The organism is Pantoea sp. B9002 (assembly GCF_013385945.1).
Taxonomy (GTDB): Bacteria; Pseudomonadota; Gammaproteobacteria; order Enterobacterales; family Enterobacteriaceae; genus Pantoea.
In genome coordinates, this window is record NZ_JACAPA010000010.1 from 144,032 (window position 1) to 160,422 (window position 16,391).

Genomic DNA, 16,391 nt, shown 5'->3' on the forward strand with positions numbered 1-16,391 from the left:
AAGGTGCGCTCTATAATCTGTCAGCTCAACCGATGCGCCGGGGGCGGCGGAAAACGCAGCGTGACGCGTGTGCCTTGCGCCTGCGGAGTTATCATCAGCGTGCCGGATAACCGCGCGGCGCGCTCCGCCATGATGGTGAGACCATAATGTCCCGGCGGCTCTTCGAGGCTGCTGATGCCGCAGCCATCGTCTTCGATGGTCAGTAAGTGGTCCTCATCAGCGACACGCTGATAGTGAATCTGAATATTCTGCGCCTGCGCATGGCGAATTGCGTTGAGCAGCGCTTCGCGTGCAATCTGCAACACATGCACTTGCTGCTGCGCATCCAGCGTCTGTAATCCGGGCTGATAATCGAAGTCAATCGCCGCCTGCGATTGCTCCTGCAGCGGTGCAATCATCGCCTGCATCGCCTGCACCAAATCGGCCTGTTCGATGGTCAGACGGAAGGTGGTCAGCAGTTCGCGCAGTTGCTGATAGGCTTCGGCCAGCGCGCGATCAAAATCAGCGATAATCGCCAGCGCCTGCGGTTGTGACTCATCGACATTACGCCGCAGCAGCGCCAGCTGGATGCGCAGGAAAGAGAGCGACTGCGCCAGCGAATCGTGCAATTCCCGCGCAATGGTGGCGCGCTCTTCTATTAATAGCATCTGCTGATACTGCTTTTGCGTCTGCCAAATCCACAGCGCGCGCGCCAGCATGTTCGCCAGGCTCTGCATCAGTTCGTCGGCGGGCGGTGCGCGATGGGTTTGCCAGCACAGCTCGCCCAGCCGCTGCTCTTCCTGCATCAAGGGTAAACGCTGCCAGCTCACCTCATCCGCCGCCACACCGGCCTGAAACTCAATTCCCTCGCTGACAATTTTCAGCACCGTTAGCGCTTCACGCCGCTGAACCAGACGCAGCAATCCCTGAAACAGTTCGGGATTGGGTGGGCTGCTGGTGAGAATTTGTGAACTTTCATACAGCAGGGAAAGCGTGCGATTGGCCTGGGTGAGATCTTCGGTTTTATCGCGTACCGCGCACTCCAGCAGGCGATAGTGTGAATGCAGTCGTTCCGCCATGGTGGTGAAGGCCTGCGCCAGTACGCCCAGTTCATTCGGCTGTTGCACCGGCAGCGGCGGAAAAGCGAAATTCGCCTGCTCAACATATTGGCTGGCGGTCACCAGCGCGTTGAGCGGCCGCACCACGTTGCGGCGGATAAAGCGAATCGTCCACAGCGCCAGCGCCACAATTGCCAGAAAACCGAACAGGCTGCTGGCGGCCACCAGATGCATCTTCAGTTCAGCATAATGCTGCAATGCCAGCACGAAACGGTCGATCTCGCTGACGTAGCCCGCGACACGCTGCTGGTAGATTTGCGCTCGCTCGGGCTGCAACGTCTCCTGCAGCATCGGCCAGCTGTCACGCAGATAGCGATAGCGGCTACTCACTTCAACCGGCACCCACGCGCGCTGCAAATGCTGCAGCGCCGGGGATTCCAGCGTTTGCCGGTAGAGTTGAATGTGATGTTCCAGCTGCTGCGGATCGCGGGTGCTGTCCCACGCCAGGCGGTAAATCTGCATACGCAGCGATCCGGCGACATTTACCGCTTCGGCATCGCGCAGGCTGCTGGAGAGCGTCATCAGCGCCAGCCCGGTGGTCAAGAGCGACAGCAGTACAATCACGCTAAGTGCGCGCGCAATGGTTCGAGTAACGGGACGTTTCACAATCACAGTAATAACCCTTGTAAGAGCGGGGGATTATAGGGCAGCCGTGCGGTGACGGCGAGTTCGATCTCGTCACATCAGGTTACTTTTAACAGATAAAACCCTTTCTCTTTACCTTTCCCTAAATAACCCGCGCTTAGCTGGCGAAATATTAAACGGCTTTACCGCTTGCTCAACCTGGTTTTCATTCCCTGCGTGATAATGAGTCCTGTAAACCTTAACGGAAGACAACAGGAGCATCACATGAAGAGACGTTATGCCGTTCTTACTGCTGCACTGCTTGCCACCGCAAGTTTCTCGACGCTGGCGGCCCAACCCGTAAGCGCCACCCAAGCGCAAAACCTGCAAAGCGCGGGCACCGTTTCCATCAGCGGCGTGCGCGGTACGCTGGATGATGCAACGCGTCATCTATCGCAAAAAGCGCAAGAGGAAGGTGCCAGCGGCTATCGTGTTATTGGTGTACAAACCCCAGGTGATTCCAGCCTGTGGAGCGGCACCGCAGAGATTTACCGTTAATTCCCTCCAGTAGTTATCCCTGTAGTAGTAGTTATCCCTGTAGCCATCCCTTTACCGGTCAGCCCTCTGACCGGTTTTTTTGTGCACCGCGACGGATTATTACAATTCATCTTGTGCAGCCTGGCGGTATTTTTTGCTTCGTTCTTGCAGAACGGGTAGGATTCATCGCCGTAAATTCCCACCCCGCCACGCGACATCGTTCCGCCGCTGTGACACCGGGTTTTTACCCCATTTCGCACCGCCGTACGCAATCGTTTGGTTCGGCGGTGATTGATGGTCAGGACAAACAGGATAGCTATGAAATCAACTAAAAAAACCGCAGCCGAACAACGCGCTGCGAAAAGACGCTGGCTCAACTCGCACGACAGCGGTTACCACAAAGCAATGGGTAATCGTCAGGTACAAATGATCGCCATCGGCGGTGCTATCGGTACCGGTCTGTTCCTCGGTGCTGGCGCGCGCCTGCAAATGGCCGGTCCTGCACTGGCGCTGGTTTATCTGGTGTGCGGTATCTTCTCCTTCTTTATCCTCCGTGCGTTGGGCGAACTGGTATTACACCGTCCTTCCAGCGGCAGCTTTGTTTCTTATGCACGTGAATTCCTTGGGGAAAAAGCGTCTTACGTTGCGGGCTGGATGTACTTCGTAAACTGGGCGATGACCGGTATCGTCGATATCACCGCTGTCGCGCTCTACATGCACTATTGGGGCGCGTTTGGCGATGTGCCGCAGTGGGTGTTTGCGCTGGGCGCGCTGGCGATTGTCGGCACCATGAACATGATCGGCGTGAAGTGGTTCGCCGAAATGGAGTTCTGGTTCGCACTGGTGAAAGTGTTGGCGATTGTGGCGTTCTTAATTGTGGGAACGATATTCCTGGGAAGCGGTAAGCCGCTCGACGGCAACACCACAGGATTCCACTTGATCACCGATAACGGCGGCTTCTTCCCGCACGGTTTGCTGCCAGCGCTGGTGTTGGTGCAGGGCGTGGTGTTCGCCTTCGCCTCGATTGAGCTGGTGGGCACCGCCGCAGGCGAATGTAAAGATCCCAAAACCATGCTGCCAAAAGCCATCAACAGCGTGATCTGGCGTATCGGCCTGTTCTACGTCGGTTCGGTGGTGTTGCTGGTGCTGCTGCTGCCGTGGAATGCCTATCAGGCGGGACAAAGTCCGTTTGTGACCTTCTTCTCTAAACTTGGCGTGCCTTATATCGGTAGCGTGATGAACATCGTGGTGCTGAGCGCTGCACTGTCGAGCCTCAACTCGGGGCTTTATTCTACCGGGCGTATCCTGCGTTCGATGTCGATGGGCGGTTCTGCACCACAGTTCATGTCGAAGATGAGCAAACAGCAGGTGCCGTATGCCGGTATTTTAGTGACCATCGGTGTATATATTTTTGGTGTGGTACTCAACTACTACGTGCCTTCACAGGTATTTGAAATCGTTCTGAACTTTGCTTCGCTCGGCATCATTTCGTCGTGGGCCTTTATCGTGGTGTGCCAGATGCGTCTGCGCAAAGCGATTAAAGAAGGCAAGGCAGACGATGTTAGCTTCAAACTGCCGTGGGCGCCGTTTACTTCATGGTTGACGCTGCTATTCCTGGCGAGCGTGCTCGTGTTGATGGCGTTTGACTATCCAAACGGCACCTACACCATCGCATCAATTCCGTTAATTGCCGTGATTCTGGTGCTGGGCTGGTTTGGTGTGCGCAAACGCGTGCATGCTGAAGCGCAGAAAGAGCATGAACATCATGCTGAGAATCACGATACGCTGGCGGAAGATTCACCGCGCTAATCACAGCGATTCTCATCTGCGGGGGCCTTTTGGCCCCCGTTTCTATTTCAATTCCCCTTCACTTGATCCCACGTCGGGATTTACCCCTTTGGGGTGATATAGCCCTCATTAGCGTCAGGTTATTTTACGCACCATCTCTCTTTCCCCCGTTTAAGGTGAACCGATGGCGCTGTCGCGACGTGAACTCTTTACCGGGCAGCGCGTAGCGTCTGCTGACGGCATCGCTTTGCCGTGGTGGCGGGGAGATAAGGGTTGTGATGGCTGCGGCAAATGCGTCTCGGCCTGCGAAACCCACATCATCCGCCTGGCTGCCGGTGAAGTGCCGCACCTCGATTTTCTGCAGGGCGAATGTACGTTTTGCGCCGCCTGCGCAGACGCTTGCCCGCAGCCGCTGTTCCACGCGCGTGAAACCGAGCCGTTTCCGCAGCGCATTCGCATCGACAACCGCTGCATCACCTTCCTTGGCGTGAATTGCCGCAGCTGTCAGGAGAGTTGTGAACAGCAAGCCATCCGTTTCCACCTGATGCCGAACGGCATCGCACAGCCTGAAACCCTTCCGCAGCATTGCACCGGTTGCGGCGCCTGCATCGCGCCTTGCCCGGTCTCAGCCACAGGATTACATCATGAACCATGAAAACAGTTGGCACGTCTGCGGCCTGGTGATTCAGGCGCGACCGGCGTCGATTCCCGCCGTGAAAAGTGCGCTGCTGGCCTTTGCCGATTGCGACATCGCCGCGGAAGACGCCGCGCGCGGCACGCTGGCGGTGACGCTGGGTGCGGCAGATAGCGCCGCGCTGCTGCGCAATATTGAAGAGAGCCGCAACATCGCTGGCGTGTTGGCGGTATCGCTGGTGTATCACCAGCAAGACGAAATTGAAGAACCTTGTAAGGAAGCATCATGAGTATAAGTCGTCGTGATTTTATGAAGGCCAATGCGGCGGCTGCTGCTGCAACGGCTGCAGGACTCACCATTCCCACCGTCACCAAAGCCGCAACCTCACTGGCTGCGCCAATTCGCTGGGAAAAAGCGCCGTGCCGATTCTGCGGCACCGGTTGTGGCGTGTTGGTCGGCACCCAGGATGGCCGCGTAGTGGCGTCGCAGGGCGATCCGCAGGCAGAAGTGAACCGCGGTCTGAACTGTATCAAAGGCTATTTCCTGCCGAAGATCATGTACGGGAAAGATCGTCTGACCCAGCCGCTGCTGCGCATGACCGACGGTAAATATGCCAAAGAGGGTGAGTTCACGCCGGTCAGTTGGGATCAAGCTTTCGACATCATGGAAGAGAAGTTCAAAGCGGCGCTGAAAGCCAACGGCCCGGATTCGCTCGGCATGTTCGGTTCCGGTCAATGGACGGTGTGGGAAGGTTATGCGGCCTCCAAGCTGATGAAAGCCGGTTTCCGCACCAACAACCTTGACCCGAACGCGCGCCACTGCATGGCTTCAGCGGTGGTCGGCTTTATGCGTACCTTCGGCATGGATGAACCGATGGGCTGCTACGACGACATCGAGCAGGCCGATGCCTTTGTGCTGTGGGGTTCGAACATGGCGGAGATGCACCCGATTCTCTGGTCACGTATCACCGCACGTCGTCTGAGCAGTGAGAACGTCAAAGTGGCGGTGCTTTCCACCTATCGTCATCGCAGCTTTGAGCTGGCAGATAACGCGATAGTGTTCACACCGCAGAGCGATTTGGTGATCCTCAACTTCATCGCCAACTACATTATTCAGAACAACAAGGTCGATAAAACCTTCCTGCAGAATCACGTGACGCTGCGCAAAGGCGTGACTGACATCGGTTACGGCTTGCGCCCCACCGATCCGCGTCAGGCTTCGGCGAAGAACCCGGACAGCGGCGAATCCACGCCGATGAGCTTCGATGAGTTTGCGAAGTTTGTCTCCGAGTACACGGTGGAAAAAGCCAGCGAAATGAGCGGCGTGGAGAAAGATCAACTGATCGCCCTCGCCGAGCTGTATGCCGATCCGAAAGTCAACGTGGTGTCGTACTGGACCATGGGCTTCAACCAGCACACGCGCGGCGTGTGGGCCAATAACCTGTGCTACAACCTGCATTTATTGACCGGCAAAATTTCACGTCCGGGCACCGGTCCATTCTCGCTCACCGGCCAGCCGTCAGCATGCGGCACGGCGCGTGAAGTCGGCACCTTCTCACACCGTTTACCGGCGGACATGGTGGTCAATAATGACAAACACCGCGCTACCGCCGAGAAGCTGTGGAAGCTGCCGCAGGGCACGGTGCCGGCCAAAATTGGTTTGCACGCCGTGGCGCAGGATCGCGCGCTGAAAGATGGCAAGCTCAACGCCTATTGGGTGATGTGTAACAACAACATGCAGGCTGGTCCGAACCTGACGCAGGAGCGTATGCCGGGCTGGCGCGATGAGCGCAACTTCATCGTGGTTTCCGATCCCTATCCAACCGTCAGCGCCTTGTCGGCTGACCTGATTCTGCCCACCGCGATGTGGGTGGAGAAAGAGGGCGCGTATGGCAACGCCGAGCGTCGCACCCAGTTCTGGCATCAGCAGGTGAAAGCGCCGGGCGACGCGAAATCCGATCTGTGGCAGTTGGTGAATTTCTCCAAACGTTTCAAGGTAGCGGAAGTGTGGCCGGAAGCGCTGCTGGCGCAGAATCCGGAGCTGCGCGACAAAACGTTGTTTGATGTGCTGTACGCCAACGGCCAGGTCAACCAGTTCCCGCTGAGTGAAGTGGCAGATGACCAGTTGAATGATGAAGCGCGCGAGTTTGGCTTCTATATCCAGAAAGGCTTGTTTGAGGAGTACGCCAGCTTTGGTCGCGGTCACGGCCACGATCTCGCGCCGTTCGATGTTTACCATCAGGCGCGCGGTCTGCGCTGGCCGGTGGTGGATGGCAAAGAGACGCGCTGGCGCTATCGCGAAGGTTACGACAGCTACGTTAAAGCCGGTGAAGGCGTGCGTTTCTACGGCAAGCCGGATGGTAAAGCCACCATTTTTGCGCTGCCATACGAAGCGCCAGCCGAATCGCCGGATGAAGAGTTCGACCTGTGGTTCTGTACCGGCCGCGTGCTGGAACACTGGCACACCGGCACCATGACGCGTCGCGTGCCGGAGCTGCACCGCGCAGTGCCGCAGGCGCTACTCTATATACATCCGCTGGATGCCAAAGAGCGCAATTTCCGTCGCGGCGAAAAAGTCCGCGTGGTGTCGCGTCGTGGTGAAACCCTTGCCACCGTGGAAACGCGCGGTCGCAATCAGCCGCCAAAAGGTCTGGTATTTATGCCGTTCTTTGATGCCGGCGTGCTGGCCAACAACGTCACGCTGGACGCCACCGATCCGCTGTCGAAGCAGACCGATTACAAAAAATGCGCCGTCAAGCTGGTTAAAATTTAAGGCAGGATGCAATGAAACCCTTAATCACACTTGTTACTTTGGCCGCCCTGATGCTGGGCGGCACGGTTTACGCCAATAACGGCGTCGATCTCAATCAGTCACCGGAAGTGACGGCCACGCAGCAGGGCACCATTCATCAGCCCAAAGAGCAGAGCCGCAAGCCGTTGAACTACGTCAATCAGCCGCCGGTGATCCCGCACAGCGTCGATGGCTATCAGGTGACGAAAAACGTTAACCGTTGCCTGCAGTGTCACGGCACGCAGAGCTATCTCACCACCGGCGCGCCGCGCGTCAGCCCAACGCACTTCACCGATCGCGATGGTCTGGTGAGCAGCACCGTGTCGCCGCGTCGCTACTTCTGCCTGCAGTGTCACGTACCGCAAACCGATGCCAAACCGGTGGTAGAAAACACCTTCAAACCGGCTGACGGCTTCGGTAAGTGAGGAAATGATGAAAGAGAAACTTCTGCGCATCTGGCGCTGGTGGCGACGTCCGAGTCGTCTGGCGCTCGGTACGCTGCTGATTCTGGGCTTTGCTGGCGGCATCATTTTCTGGGGCGGCTTCAACACCGCGATGGAGATGACCAACCGCGAGCAGTTCTGTATCGGCTGCCATGAGATGCGCAATAACGTCTATCAGGAATATATGCAGACGGTGCACTACAACAACCGCAGCGGCGTGCGCGCCACCTGTCCGGATTGTCACGTGCCGCACGAGTGGGGTCCGAAAATGCTGCGTAAGATCCAGGCGAGCAAAGAAGTGTATGCCAAGATTTTCGGCATCATCGATACGCCGCAAAAGTTTGAGGATCACCGTATCGAGCTGGCGCAAAACGAGTGGCGCAGGATGAAAAACAACAATTCGCAGGAGTGTCGTAACTGTCACAACTTCGATTATATGGATTTCACCGCGCAGAAAACCGTGGCGGCCAGGATGCACAGCAAAGCAGTTGAGGAAGGGAAAACCTGTATCGATTGCCACAAAGGTATCGCGCACCATCTGCCAGATATGAAAGACCAGCCGAACGGTTTTTGAACCCGTCATGGTGCGGTGATTGACCTGGTTGCCATGAATGGCAACCCTACATACCAGCTTGTTTCCCCCGTAGGGTCGCCATTTATGGCGACCTGTTTTTTATACCTCCTCCATCCTCACAATTCAGATAGTTTTCCCCGCCGCTTCCGCCTATCATCTCAGGCTCCCTCAATTTAGCAGTGGAGCGGTTATGTCGTTAAAGATCAACATCATCAAAGACAAGTTGCTGTCAGAAAACTGGTTTGTGCTGCGCAACTTCACCTACGAACTCACCCGCAACAATGGCGAAGTCGTGCGTCACAAGCGCGAAGTTTACGATCGCGGTAACGGTGCCACCATCCTGCTGTACAACACTGAAAAAAATAGCGTTTTGCTGGTGCGTCAGTTCCGCATTGCCACTTATGTGAATGGCAACGAAAGCGGCGAGCTGATTGAGACCTGCGCCGGGCTGCTGGATGACGACTCGCCGGAAGATTGCATCCGCAAGGAAGCGATAGAAGAGACCGGCTATCAGGTGGGCAAAGTGGATAAAGTTTTTGAAGCTTACATGTCGCCGGGCGGCGTGACTGAACTGATCCACTTCTTCGCCGCGGAATACAGCGATGCACAGCGCGCCAACAAGGGCGGTGGCGTTGAGGATGAAGAGATTACCGTGCTGGAACTGAGTTTCCCGGAAGCACTGGCGATGGTGAAAGATGGCCGCATTCGTGACGGTAAAGCCATTATGCTGCTGCAGCATGCGCAGATCGCCGGTTGGTTAAAGCCGTAGTTTTGACCGTAGCGGCGCAATTTATTGCGCTCTTTTGACCTTTTCATCGATGTGAAAATGCGCAATAAATTGCGCCGCTACGGTATGGTGTGGGCTTTTAGCTCAAACCAACTCACCCAACGCTTCCGGCACGCACTCCGGATACGCCCGCAAACGCGCCAGCGCTTCGGCGTAAGAGGGCATCGAATGTGCCGCACCGGAGCGTTCCACACACAGCGAAGCGTAAGCCGAAGCAAACAGCGCCGCCTGCGGCAATTCATCGCCTGAAGCCAGCCGTGCCGCCAGTGCGCCGTTAAACGCATCGCCCGCGCCGGTGGTATCCAGCGGCTGAGCCGGGAACAGCGGAATACGCAGCGGTGGCTGGTCAGCTACTGACAGCAACGCACCGCAAACGCCCAGCGTAATAATCACCTGACGCGCGCCTTTGCGGTGTAGCTTCTCTGCCGCTTGCTGCGCGCTGACGAAGTCGGTGACCTTCACGCCGGTCAGCTGCATCGCTTCGGTACTGTTAGGCGTCAGCAGGTCCACTTTTGCCAGCAGCGCATCGGTGACCTTCTGCCACGGCGCAGGATTCATAATCACAAAGGTGCCGCCAGCGCGCGCGTTATCGATCATGCGCTGAATGGCGCTGAGATTATTCTCCAGCTGCACCAGCAGAATATCGGCTGCCGCAACGGTGGGTTGGCAGCGTGTCACCTCGGCGGCCGTTACGGTGGTGTTCGCGCCAGGATAGACCGATATCATGTTCTCGGCATCGTCACCGGCGACGTAAATCAGCGCATTGCCGGTCGGTTTCTCCTTGCAGGTAAACAAGGTGATGGCATCGAAACCGGTCTTTTCCAGATGACGACGCGCAAACATGCCGAAGTCATCATTACCAATCTTACCGATGTAGTGCACGCGCGCCCCGGCACGCAGCGCGGCAGTCGCCTGATTGGCGCCTTTGCCGCCCGGTCCCATCATGCTGGTATGGGCGGTGAGCGATTCACCCGGCATCGGAAAGCGGTTCATCACCGCGACCACGTCGAGGTTGAACGAGCCAAACACACACACTTTTCCTTTCATCATGCACTCCTGAACAGACGTTCGGCGGCTAAACAGGCACCGCGACAACCGGTGTGATCGGTGGATTGACTAAACACGATCTTCAAACCGTCACGCGTGGCGGGTGGACGAAGGTGCTGCTGAATCTGGCTGCGCAACTGCGCCAGCGGAAAGTCCGCCATCGCCAGCACGCCGCCGCCCAGAATCAGGTATTCCGGATCGAGGATGTTCATCTCGGTGGCAATCAGCTGCGCCAGCCGCTGTACAAAACCCTGCAGTTCCGGATGCTCACGATGCTGGGTAAACAGCGCCGACATGTTGGTTTCCGGCACATTCGCGCTCGCCCAGCGACTCAGCCAATGGCCCGACGTCAAGGTTTCCGCACAGCCACGATTGCCGCACGGGCAGGGCAGATCGTTACCAGCAACGGGCACATGGCCAAGCTCTCCTGCGCCGCCGTGTTGTCCATGATAAAACTGGGCGTTGAGCCACAAGCTGTTGCCCATGCCGGTGCCGGGATACAAACCCACCGCGCTGTCGGGCAGCTGCTCCAGCTGCAGTAAATCCCACAGCATCAGATGGTTAACATCTTTATCCATCGCCACCGGCACGCCAAGACGTTCGGTGAGCAGCGCGGCAACCGGCTGCTGATCCAGCGCCTGAATAAACGGCAGCGAAATCACCTGCTGGCGGTCGCGGCTGAGAATGCCGGGTAATCCGAGCATCACGCCGCTAACCGGCTGCTGCTCCAGCGTTTCGCTAATTAACTGGCCCAACGCGTTTAACGCATCAGGCTGCTGTGCCCAGCTGGCCGTCGGCACTTTACGGAAGCTCGACCAAACGCGCTCCTCTTCCATCAGCTGCAGACGTGTGCCGGTGCCGCCAATGTCGATACCGAGCCAGCATTTTTTCATGCGGATACCTGCGCCAATCCCTGAGCCTCATCAATGCTTTCGCGCATCATATTCCAGGCGGTTTCCAGATCATCGTGAATATTGAACAGGCCAGAGGTGCCGACAATCAGCACTTCTGCGCCCGCGCCGACCAGCGTGTTGTAGGTGCGGGTATTACAGGAACCGTCGATCTCAATCAGATATTGATAGCCGTTGGCCTGCTTCAGCGCTTTCAGCTCCTGAACCTTCTGCACCATTTCCGGAATAAACGGTTGTCCGGCGTAGCCAGGATCCACCGTCATCACGGTGATCTTATCCACCAGATGAATGTAGTGATGAATAAAGGAGACCGGCGTAGCGGGGTTGAGCACCACGCCGACTTTCTTGCCGAAGCTGCGGATCATATTGATCACCCGGAACGCATCACGGTTGATGGTTTCGGCGTGCGGGCAGATGTAATCTGCACCCGCTTTGGCAATCACTTCAATGAAATCGGTGGGCTGCTCGACCATCAAATGCACATCCAGCGCCACTTTGGTGAACGGGCGAATCTGCTCAATAAAGAACGGTGACAGCGTGATATTTTTCACGTAGTGACCATCCATAATGTCGATATGCAGGAAGTCGGCGCGGGAGTCCAGCACGGCGAGCTGGTGCTTGATCTCCATCAGATTCATACACATCAACGACGGGGAGACTTGAATACGCATCATACTTCCTTTTTTTCGGTCAAAGGGTTAAGCGCCGCAGCCAGCTTGCTGAGCTTGACGGCACGATGTTCGTTAAATCGGCTTTTAAATTGTTTGAAGGCCAGCACCACAATCAGCACCGCGCCCCACATTGCCAGGCTAACGTGCTGGCTGATGTTCATCAGGTTAAAGCCGGTGGAGAGCACTTGCAGCGCGATCAGCGCCAGCACCACGCCGGTAACGCGACCAAAGCCGCCGTTGGGATCGGTGCCGCCAAGGATGATTGCCAGCACCGTCAGCAGCAGATACGCATCGCCGTAACCCATACGCGCCGAGTTGAAGCGCGCCATCATGATCAAACCGGCCAACACACACAGCAGGCTGGAGATGACGTACACCAGAATCACCATGCGATGCGTATTGATGCCGCTAAACCAGGTGGCGTTGATGTTGCTGCCGCCCATGTAGATGCATTTACCGGCGCGGGTTTTGCCGAGGAACAGCGCCAGCAGCGCGGCGGCAAACAGGAACACCCACAGCGGCAGCGGAACGCCGAGCAGCGTGTTGGAACCCAGCGCCTGCACCACCGACGGCATGCCGCTGACGGCCGCACCTTTGGTCAGCCAGATGCCGATACCGTTCAGCGTCATCATGGTCGCCAGCGTCACCAGAATCGGGTGCGCACCGATGCGCGTCACCATCACGCCGGTAATCACGCCGATCACCGCCGCAATCAGCATCGCGCCGATAATCGCAATAAACAGCCACAGCAGTTGCATGCCGGTGCCGGCATCAGCGGGCAGGGCGCGCATCAGCGTCCAGGCGATAAACAGCGCCGTCAGGTTGGCGGTGGCGATGATCGCCAGATTCAGTCCGCCGCTGAGAATGGCGATAAACATCGCCAGCGTCAGCAAGCCCAGCTCGGGCAGTTGAAATGCCATGCTCATAAAGGTTGAATCAGTGAGAAAGCGGCCCGGCAACATGACGGTGAAGATCGCCAGCGCCAGCGCAATTAACAGCATCAGGCCGATATTGGTGCCGTCCGGACGCAGAGCAGAGAGTGATTTCATGTTGATGCGGCTCCCGTTAGACGAAACTGACATCAGTTTCTTTACGTTTTTTGTAGTGAGTCACAGCGATGGCCACCATGATCACGCCGCCCACCACGATGTTCATGAAGTAGTTGGAGACGCCAATCAGGTTGAGGCCGTTCTTGAGGATGGCGATGAGGAACACGCCCATTAAGGTGCCGCTCACCGTGCCTTTGCCGCCCATCAGGCTGGCACCGCCTAGCACCGTGGCCGCCAGCACATCCAGCTCGCCGCCGACCAGCGCATTCGGCACCACTTCGCCCATGCGATAAACCTGCACCAGCCCGCCAATCGCCGCCATGGCACCCAGCCAGCCGTAGGCGAAGATGTGAATCAGACCGACGCGAATACCGATACGACGCGCCGATTCCGCATCACCGCCCACCGCATACAGCTGGCGACCAAGATTGGTTTTGTTCAGCAGCAGCGCGGTAAGTCCGGCAATCACCAGCATGGTCACCAGCGGCAAGCCAATCTGGAAGCTGTTGCCTTGCCAGGTGAACGGCAGCACGCTGCGCAGCGTGATCCACCAGTCCGGCAGCGAATAGAGGCTTTTGCCGCCGGTTACCCACATCAACAGGCCAAACAGCAGCGACTGCATGCTGATGGTGATGATGATCGAGACGACGCGCAGCGAGGTAATCAGCAGGGCGTTGATCACGCCAAACAGCGTGCCGCACACCACTGCCAGCAGGATGCTGAGCAGGGCGTTATCAAACTGGAACTGCACAAACAGCGAGGCGATCAGGTATTGCACCACCGACGCCACCGCAGCAAAGGAGATATCGATGCCGCCGGTCACCAGCACCACAAACAGGCCGAGGGCGAAGATGCCGGTCACGGCGTAGCTTTCTGCCAGATCCAGCAAGTTTTGCACCGTCAGGAACTGGTCGCTGGCGGCGGAGAAGAACAGGATAAAAGCCAGCAAAACCCAGGCTAGCCAGCCCTGGCTGGAGTGCGGGCGTAAACGAGAAAAATCAGGCATTGATCACCTCCGCCAGCTGTTGTTGCTCAACGGTATCGGGTTGATATTCGGCATGGACGGTGCCATCACGAAAGTGCAGGATGCGGTCGCAGTTGTACCAAACCTCGGGCACTTCGTCGGAAATCAGAATGATCGACAGACCTTCTTTCGCCAGCGCGTGAATCAGCTGATAGATGCTGGCTTTAGCGCCGACATCCACGCCAACCGTGGGCGAATCAAGAATCAGAATGCGCGGCTGGGTCAGCACCCATTTCGCCAGCACGATTTTTTGCTGGTTGCCACCGGAGAGTGTGGAGATCGCCAGATTGGGATCGGCCACGCGCACGCCGAGCTGCTGAATCCACTGCAAAATCAGCTTGTTCTTGCGATATTCATCGATGATGTGAAAACGGTTTTGTAGCTTGTCGAGGATCGGCAGCACCATGTTGTCGGCCACCGATTGTTGCTGCACCAGGCCGAGGGTTAAGCGGTCTTCTGAGACATAACCGATGCCGGCTTTGATGGCATCTTCATGACCCCGGAAGCGCACCGGCTTGCTGTCGAGCCAGATTTTGCCGCTGTCCGGTTTGGTCATGCCAAACAGCGACAGCGCCAGTTCGGTGCGTCCCGAGCCTAAAAGGCCGCACAGGCCCAGCACTTCGCCCTGATAGAGTTTGAAATTGACGTCGTGATACTGCCCTGCGCGCGTCAGTTTCTCGACTTCGAGGATCAGGCGATCGTCATTGCGCGTCGGCGTTTTCAGCTGATAGTCGAGCTTCAGGCCGGTCATCAGTTCAGTCAGATGGTGCGGCGTCATCTCTTTGGCGGGCCAGCAGCCCATTTTGCGGCCGTCGCGGATCACCGTCACGCGATCCGAGATCTCCAGCACTTCATCCAGACGATGGCTGACAAACACCACGCAGATGTTTTTGTCTTTCAGGTAACGCACGGTGCGCAGCAGCTGATTCACTTCGGTGCGCGTCAGCGACGCCGTCGGCTCATCCATGATCACCAGCCGCGCATCGGCCACCAGCGCGCGGCAGATCGCCACCTGCTGGCGGGCGGCAATCGACAGCGACGCCACTTTCTCATCGAGGTCGAGTTCAAACTTCAGCTCATCAATGATGCGCTGCGCCGATTCACGCAGTTTGGCTTTGCGGTGCCAGCCGAGCAGGCTATTCAGGTTGTGCTCGAAGGCGATGTTTTCCGCCACGCTGAGATTGGGGAACAGCGACAGATCCTGATAAATCACCTGGATGCCGAAGTCACGCGCCTGACGTGTGGTCAGACGCGGAAAGCTCGGGCCTTCGCCCAGCGTGATGCGGCTGCCGCTATCCGGGGCGTGCACCCCGGAAATGACTTTGATTAAGGTGCTTTTGCCACAGCCGTTGGTGCCAGCGAGACAGTGCACTTCGCCAGCCAGTAAGGTCAGCGAGATATCGCTCAGTGCGCGGTTGCCACCAAATGTTTTCGACAGGTTGTCGAGCGCAATCAGCGTCTGTGGGATCACCTCATTCATCATTACAGCCCCATTTTCACCAGTTTTGGCAGGTTCTCTTTGTCCAGGCTTTCGGTGTTGTTGCCGAGGATGGTGTGGGTCGCCTCGTCAACTTTCACTTTGCCCAAACCCTCGATGGTCATTCCGTCGGTGATTGGCTCTTTCTTCTGCATCATGTCGGCGATACGCACGAACACTTCGCCTGCGGTTTGCGGGTTCCAGATGTAGCCGCCTTTGATCGCGCCACGCTGCACCAGCGATGCGCCCTGGCCAGGACTAAAGGCACCAATTACGCAGACCTGATCAATCTTGTTACGGTTCATCACCGCGCGACCGGCGCCAATCGGGCCTTGTGAACCAAAGGCCATAATCCCTTTCAAATCCGGGTACTTGGACATCAGCTCGTTAGTCGTACGAATCGAGTCATCCAGCGATTCGCCGACGCCAAACTTGTCGGTGACCATCTGCATCTTCGGATAGTGTTCTTTCTGATAATTCAGCGCGGCGTCGGTCCACTGCTGATGCAGCGGCACGGTCAGGCTGCCGACGTACATGGCGTATTTGCCCTCTTCATGCATGCATTTCGCTAGCGCTTTCATATGGTTGATGCCGTGCGTCGGCGCATCCACCAGTTCGAAGTCCCAGTTAGCGCCTTTCTGATCCGGCGATTCGTGGGTGATCACTTCAATGCCGGCATCACGGGCGCGCTTCAGCACCGGCTCCAGCACTTTCGGGTCATTCGGCACCACGCCAATGATGTCGACCTTCTGGGCAATCAAATCTTCGATAGCGCGCACCTGCAGAGCCGGATCGGCCGCCGTTGGGCCGACCATCCACGCGTCAATGCCGCGTTTCGCCGCTTCACTCTTGATGCCCGCTTCCATGGCGTTGAACCACGGAATACCGCCAATTTTCACCACGATGCCCATGCGTAATTTGTCAGCAGCGTGCGCGCCGGAGGCGGCAAACAGGGCGAGCAGAGAACAGGCGATAAGATGTTTTTTCATAAAGACTCC

16 protein-coding genes are annotated in these 16,391 nt (G+C 57.2%); 8 read left to right on the forward strand and 8 right to left on the reverse strand.

All coding sequences use genetic code 11. The features are described 5' to 3' along the window. Nucleotides 1-20: 20 nt before the first annotated feature. Nucleotides 21-1,709, reverse strand: coding sequence for a nitrate/nitrite two-component system sensor histidine kinase NarQ (gene narQ, locus HX773_RS07810; protein WP_176971094.1), 1,689 nt, complete (start codon nucleotides 1,707-1,709; stop codon nucleotides 21-23). Nucleotides 1,710-1,946: 237 nt separating this feature from the next. On the opposite strand from narQ, the gene HX773_RS07815 reads away from it, so the two are divergent. The 8 genes from HX773_RS07815 (at nucleotide 1,947) to nudK (ending at nucleotide 9,196) form a co-directional block, all read left to right on the forward strand. Then, nucleotides 1,947-2,219: a YdgH/BhsA/McbA-like domain containing protein gene (locus HX773_RS07815; protein ID WP_008107875.1), complete on the forward strand. Its 273-nt coding sequence runs from the start codon at nucleotides 1,947-1,949 to the stop codon at nucleotides 2,217-2,219. 297 nt (nucleotides 2,220-2,516) lie between these two features. Next, nucleotides 2,517-4,007 (forward strand): L-asparagine permease, encoded by a 1,491-nt coding sequence (gene ansP / locus HX773_RS07820; protein WP_176971095.1) that lies wholly within the window; start codon nucleotides 2,517-2,519, stop codon nucleotides 4,005-4,007. 163 nt (nucleotides 4,008-4,170) lie between these two features. Next, nucleotides 4,171-4,641 (forward strand): ferredoxin-type protein NapF, encoded by a 471-nt coding sequence (napF, locus tag HX773_RS07825; protein ID WP_176971096.1) that lies wholly within the window; start codon nucleotides 4,171-4,173, stop codon nucleotides 4,639-4,641. Beyond that, a complete protein-coding gene (locus HX773_RS07830) occupies nucleotides 4,631-4,909 on the forward strand; it encodes a chaperone NapD (RefSeq protein WP_176971097.1) in 279 nt (92 codons plus the stop codon). Before napF ends, HX773_RS07830 begins: the two co-directional genes overlap by 11 nt. Next, complete coding sequence (gene napA / locus HX773_RS07835; RefSeq protein WP_176971098.1) at nucleotides 4,906-7,392, forward strand: nitrate reductase catalytic subunit NapA; 2,487 nt, start codon at nucleotides 4,906-4,908, stop codon at nucleotides 7,390-7,392. Before HX773_RS07830 ends, napA begins: the two co-directional genes overlap by 4 nt. An 11-nt stretch (nucleotides 7,393-7,403) precedes the next feature. Then, complete coding sequence (gene napB, locus HX773_RS07840) at nucleotides 7,404-7,835, forward strand: nitrate reductase cytochrome c-type subunit (RefSeq protein WP_007890846.1); 432 nt, start codon at nucleotides 7,404-7,406, stop codon at nucleotides 7,833-7,835. 7 nt (nucleotides 7,836-7,842) lie between these two features. Continuing rightward, entirely contained in the window at nucleotides 7,843-8,427 is a 585-nt protein-coding gene (napC, locus tag HX773_RS07845; protein ID WP_176971099.1) for a cytochrome c-type protein NapC, read from the forward strand. A 190-nt stretch (nucleotides 8,428-8,617) separates the two neighbouring features. Then, the gene (nudK, locus tag HX773_RS07850; protein WP_176971100.1) at nucleotides 8,618-9,196 is read left to right on the forward strand and encodes a GDP-mannose pyrophosphatase NudK; all 579 of its coding nucleotides are present in this window, start codon (nucleotides 8,618-8,620) and stop codon (nucleotides 9,194-9,196) included. A 102-nt stretch (nucleotides 9,197-9,298) separates the two neighbouring features. Here the strand turns inward: nudK and HX773_RS07855 are convergent, their stop codons facing one another. Genes HX773_RS07855 through HX773_RS07885 form a run of 7 tightly spaced genes read right to left on the reverse strand, consistent with a single transcriptional unit; the run spans nucleotide 9,299 to nucleotide 16,382 of the window. Further along, on the reverse strand, nucleotides 9,299-10,261 hold the full coding sequence (locus HX773_RS07855) for a ribokinase (RefSeq protein WP_176971101.1): 963 nt from the start codon (nucleotides 10,259-10,261) through the stop codon (nucleotides 9,299-9,301). Next, entirely contained in the window at nucleotides 10,261-11,154 is an 894-nt protein-coding gene (alsK, locus tag HX773_RS07860) for an allose kinase (protein WP_176971102.1), read from the reverse strand. The genes HX773_RS07855 and alsK overlap by 1 nt, the downstream gene beginning before the upstream one ends. Beyond that, nucleotides 11,151-11,843, reverse strand: coding sequence for a D-allulose 6-phosphate 3-epimerase (alsE, locus tag HX773_RS07865; protein ID WP_061717928.1), 693 nt, complete (start codon nucleotides 11,841-11,843; stop codon nucleotides 11,151-11,153). Before alsE ends, alsK begins: the two co-directional genes overlap by 4 nt. Next, entirely contained in the window at nucleotides 11,843-12,892 is a 1,050-nt protein-coding gene (locus tag HX773_RS07870) for an ABC transporter permease (protein WP_176971103.1), read from the reverse strand. Before HX773_RS07870 ends, alsE begins: the two co-directional genes overlap by 1 nt. A gap of 16 nt (nucleotides 12,893-12,908) precedes the next feature. Beyond that, nucleotides 12,909-13,898: an ABC transporter permease gene (locus tag HX773_RS07875; RefSeq protein WP_176971104.1), complete on the reverse strand. Its 990-nt coding sequence runs from the start codon at nucleotides 13,896-13,898 to the stop codon at nucleotides 12,909-12,911. Then, complete coding sequence (locus tag HX773_RS07880) at nucleotides 13,891-15,396, reverse strand: sugar ABC transporter ATP-binding protein (protein ID WP_176971200.1); 1,506 nt, start codon at nucleotides 15,394-15,396, stop codon at nucleotides 13,891-13,893. Before HX773_RS07880 ends, HX773_RS07875 begins: the two co-directional genes overlap by 8 nt. A gap of 2 nt (nucleotides 15,397-15,398) precedes the next feature. Continuing rightward, a complete protein-coding gene (locus HX773_RS07885) occupies nucleotides 15,399-16,382 on the reverse strand; it encodes a substrate-binding domain-containing protein (RefSeq protein WP_176971105.1) in 984 nt (327 codons plus the stop codon). Nucleotides 16,383-16,391: the final 9 nt, after the last annotated feature.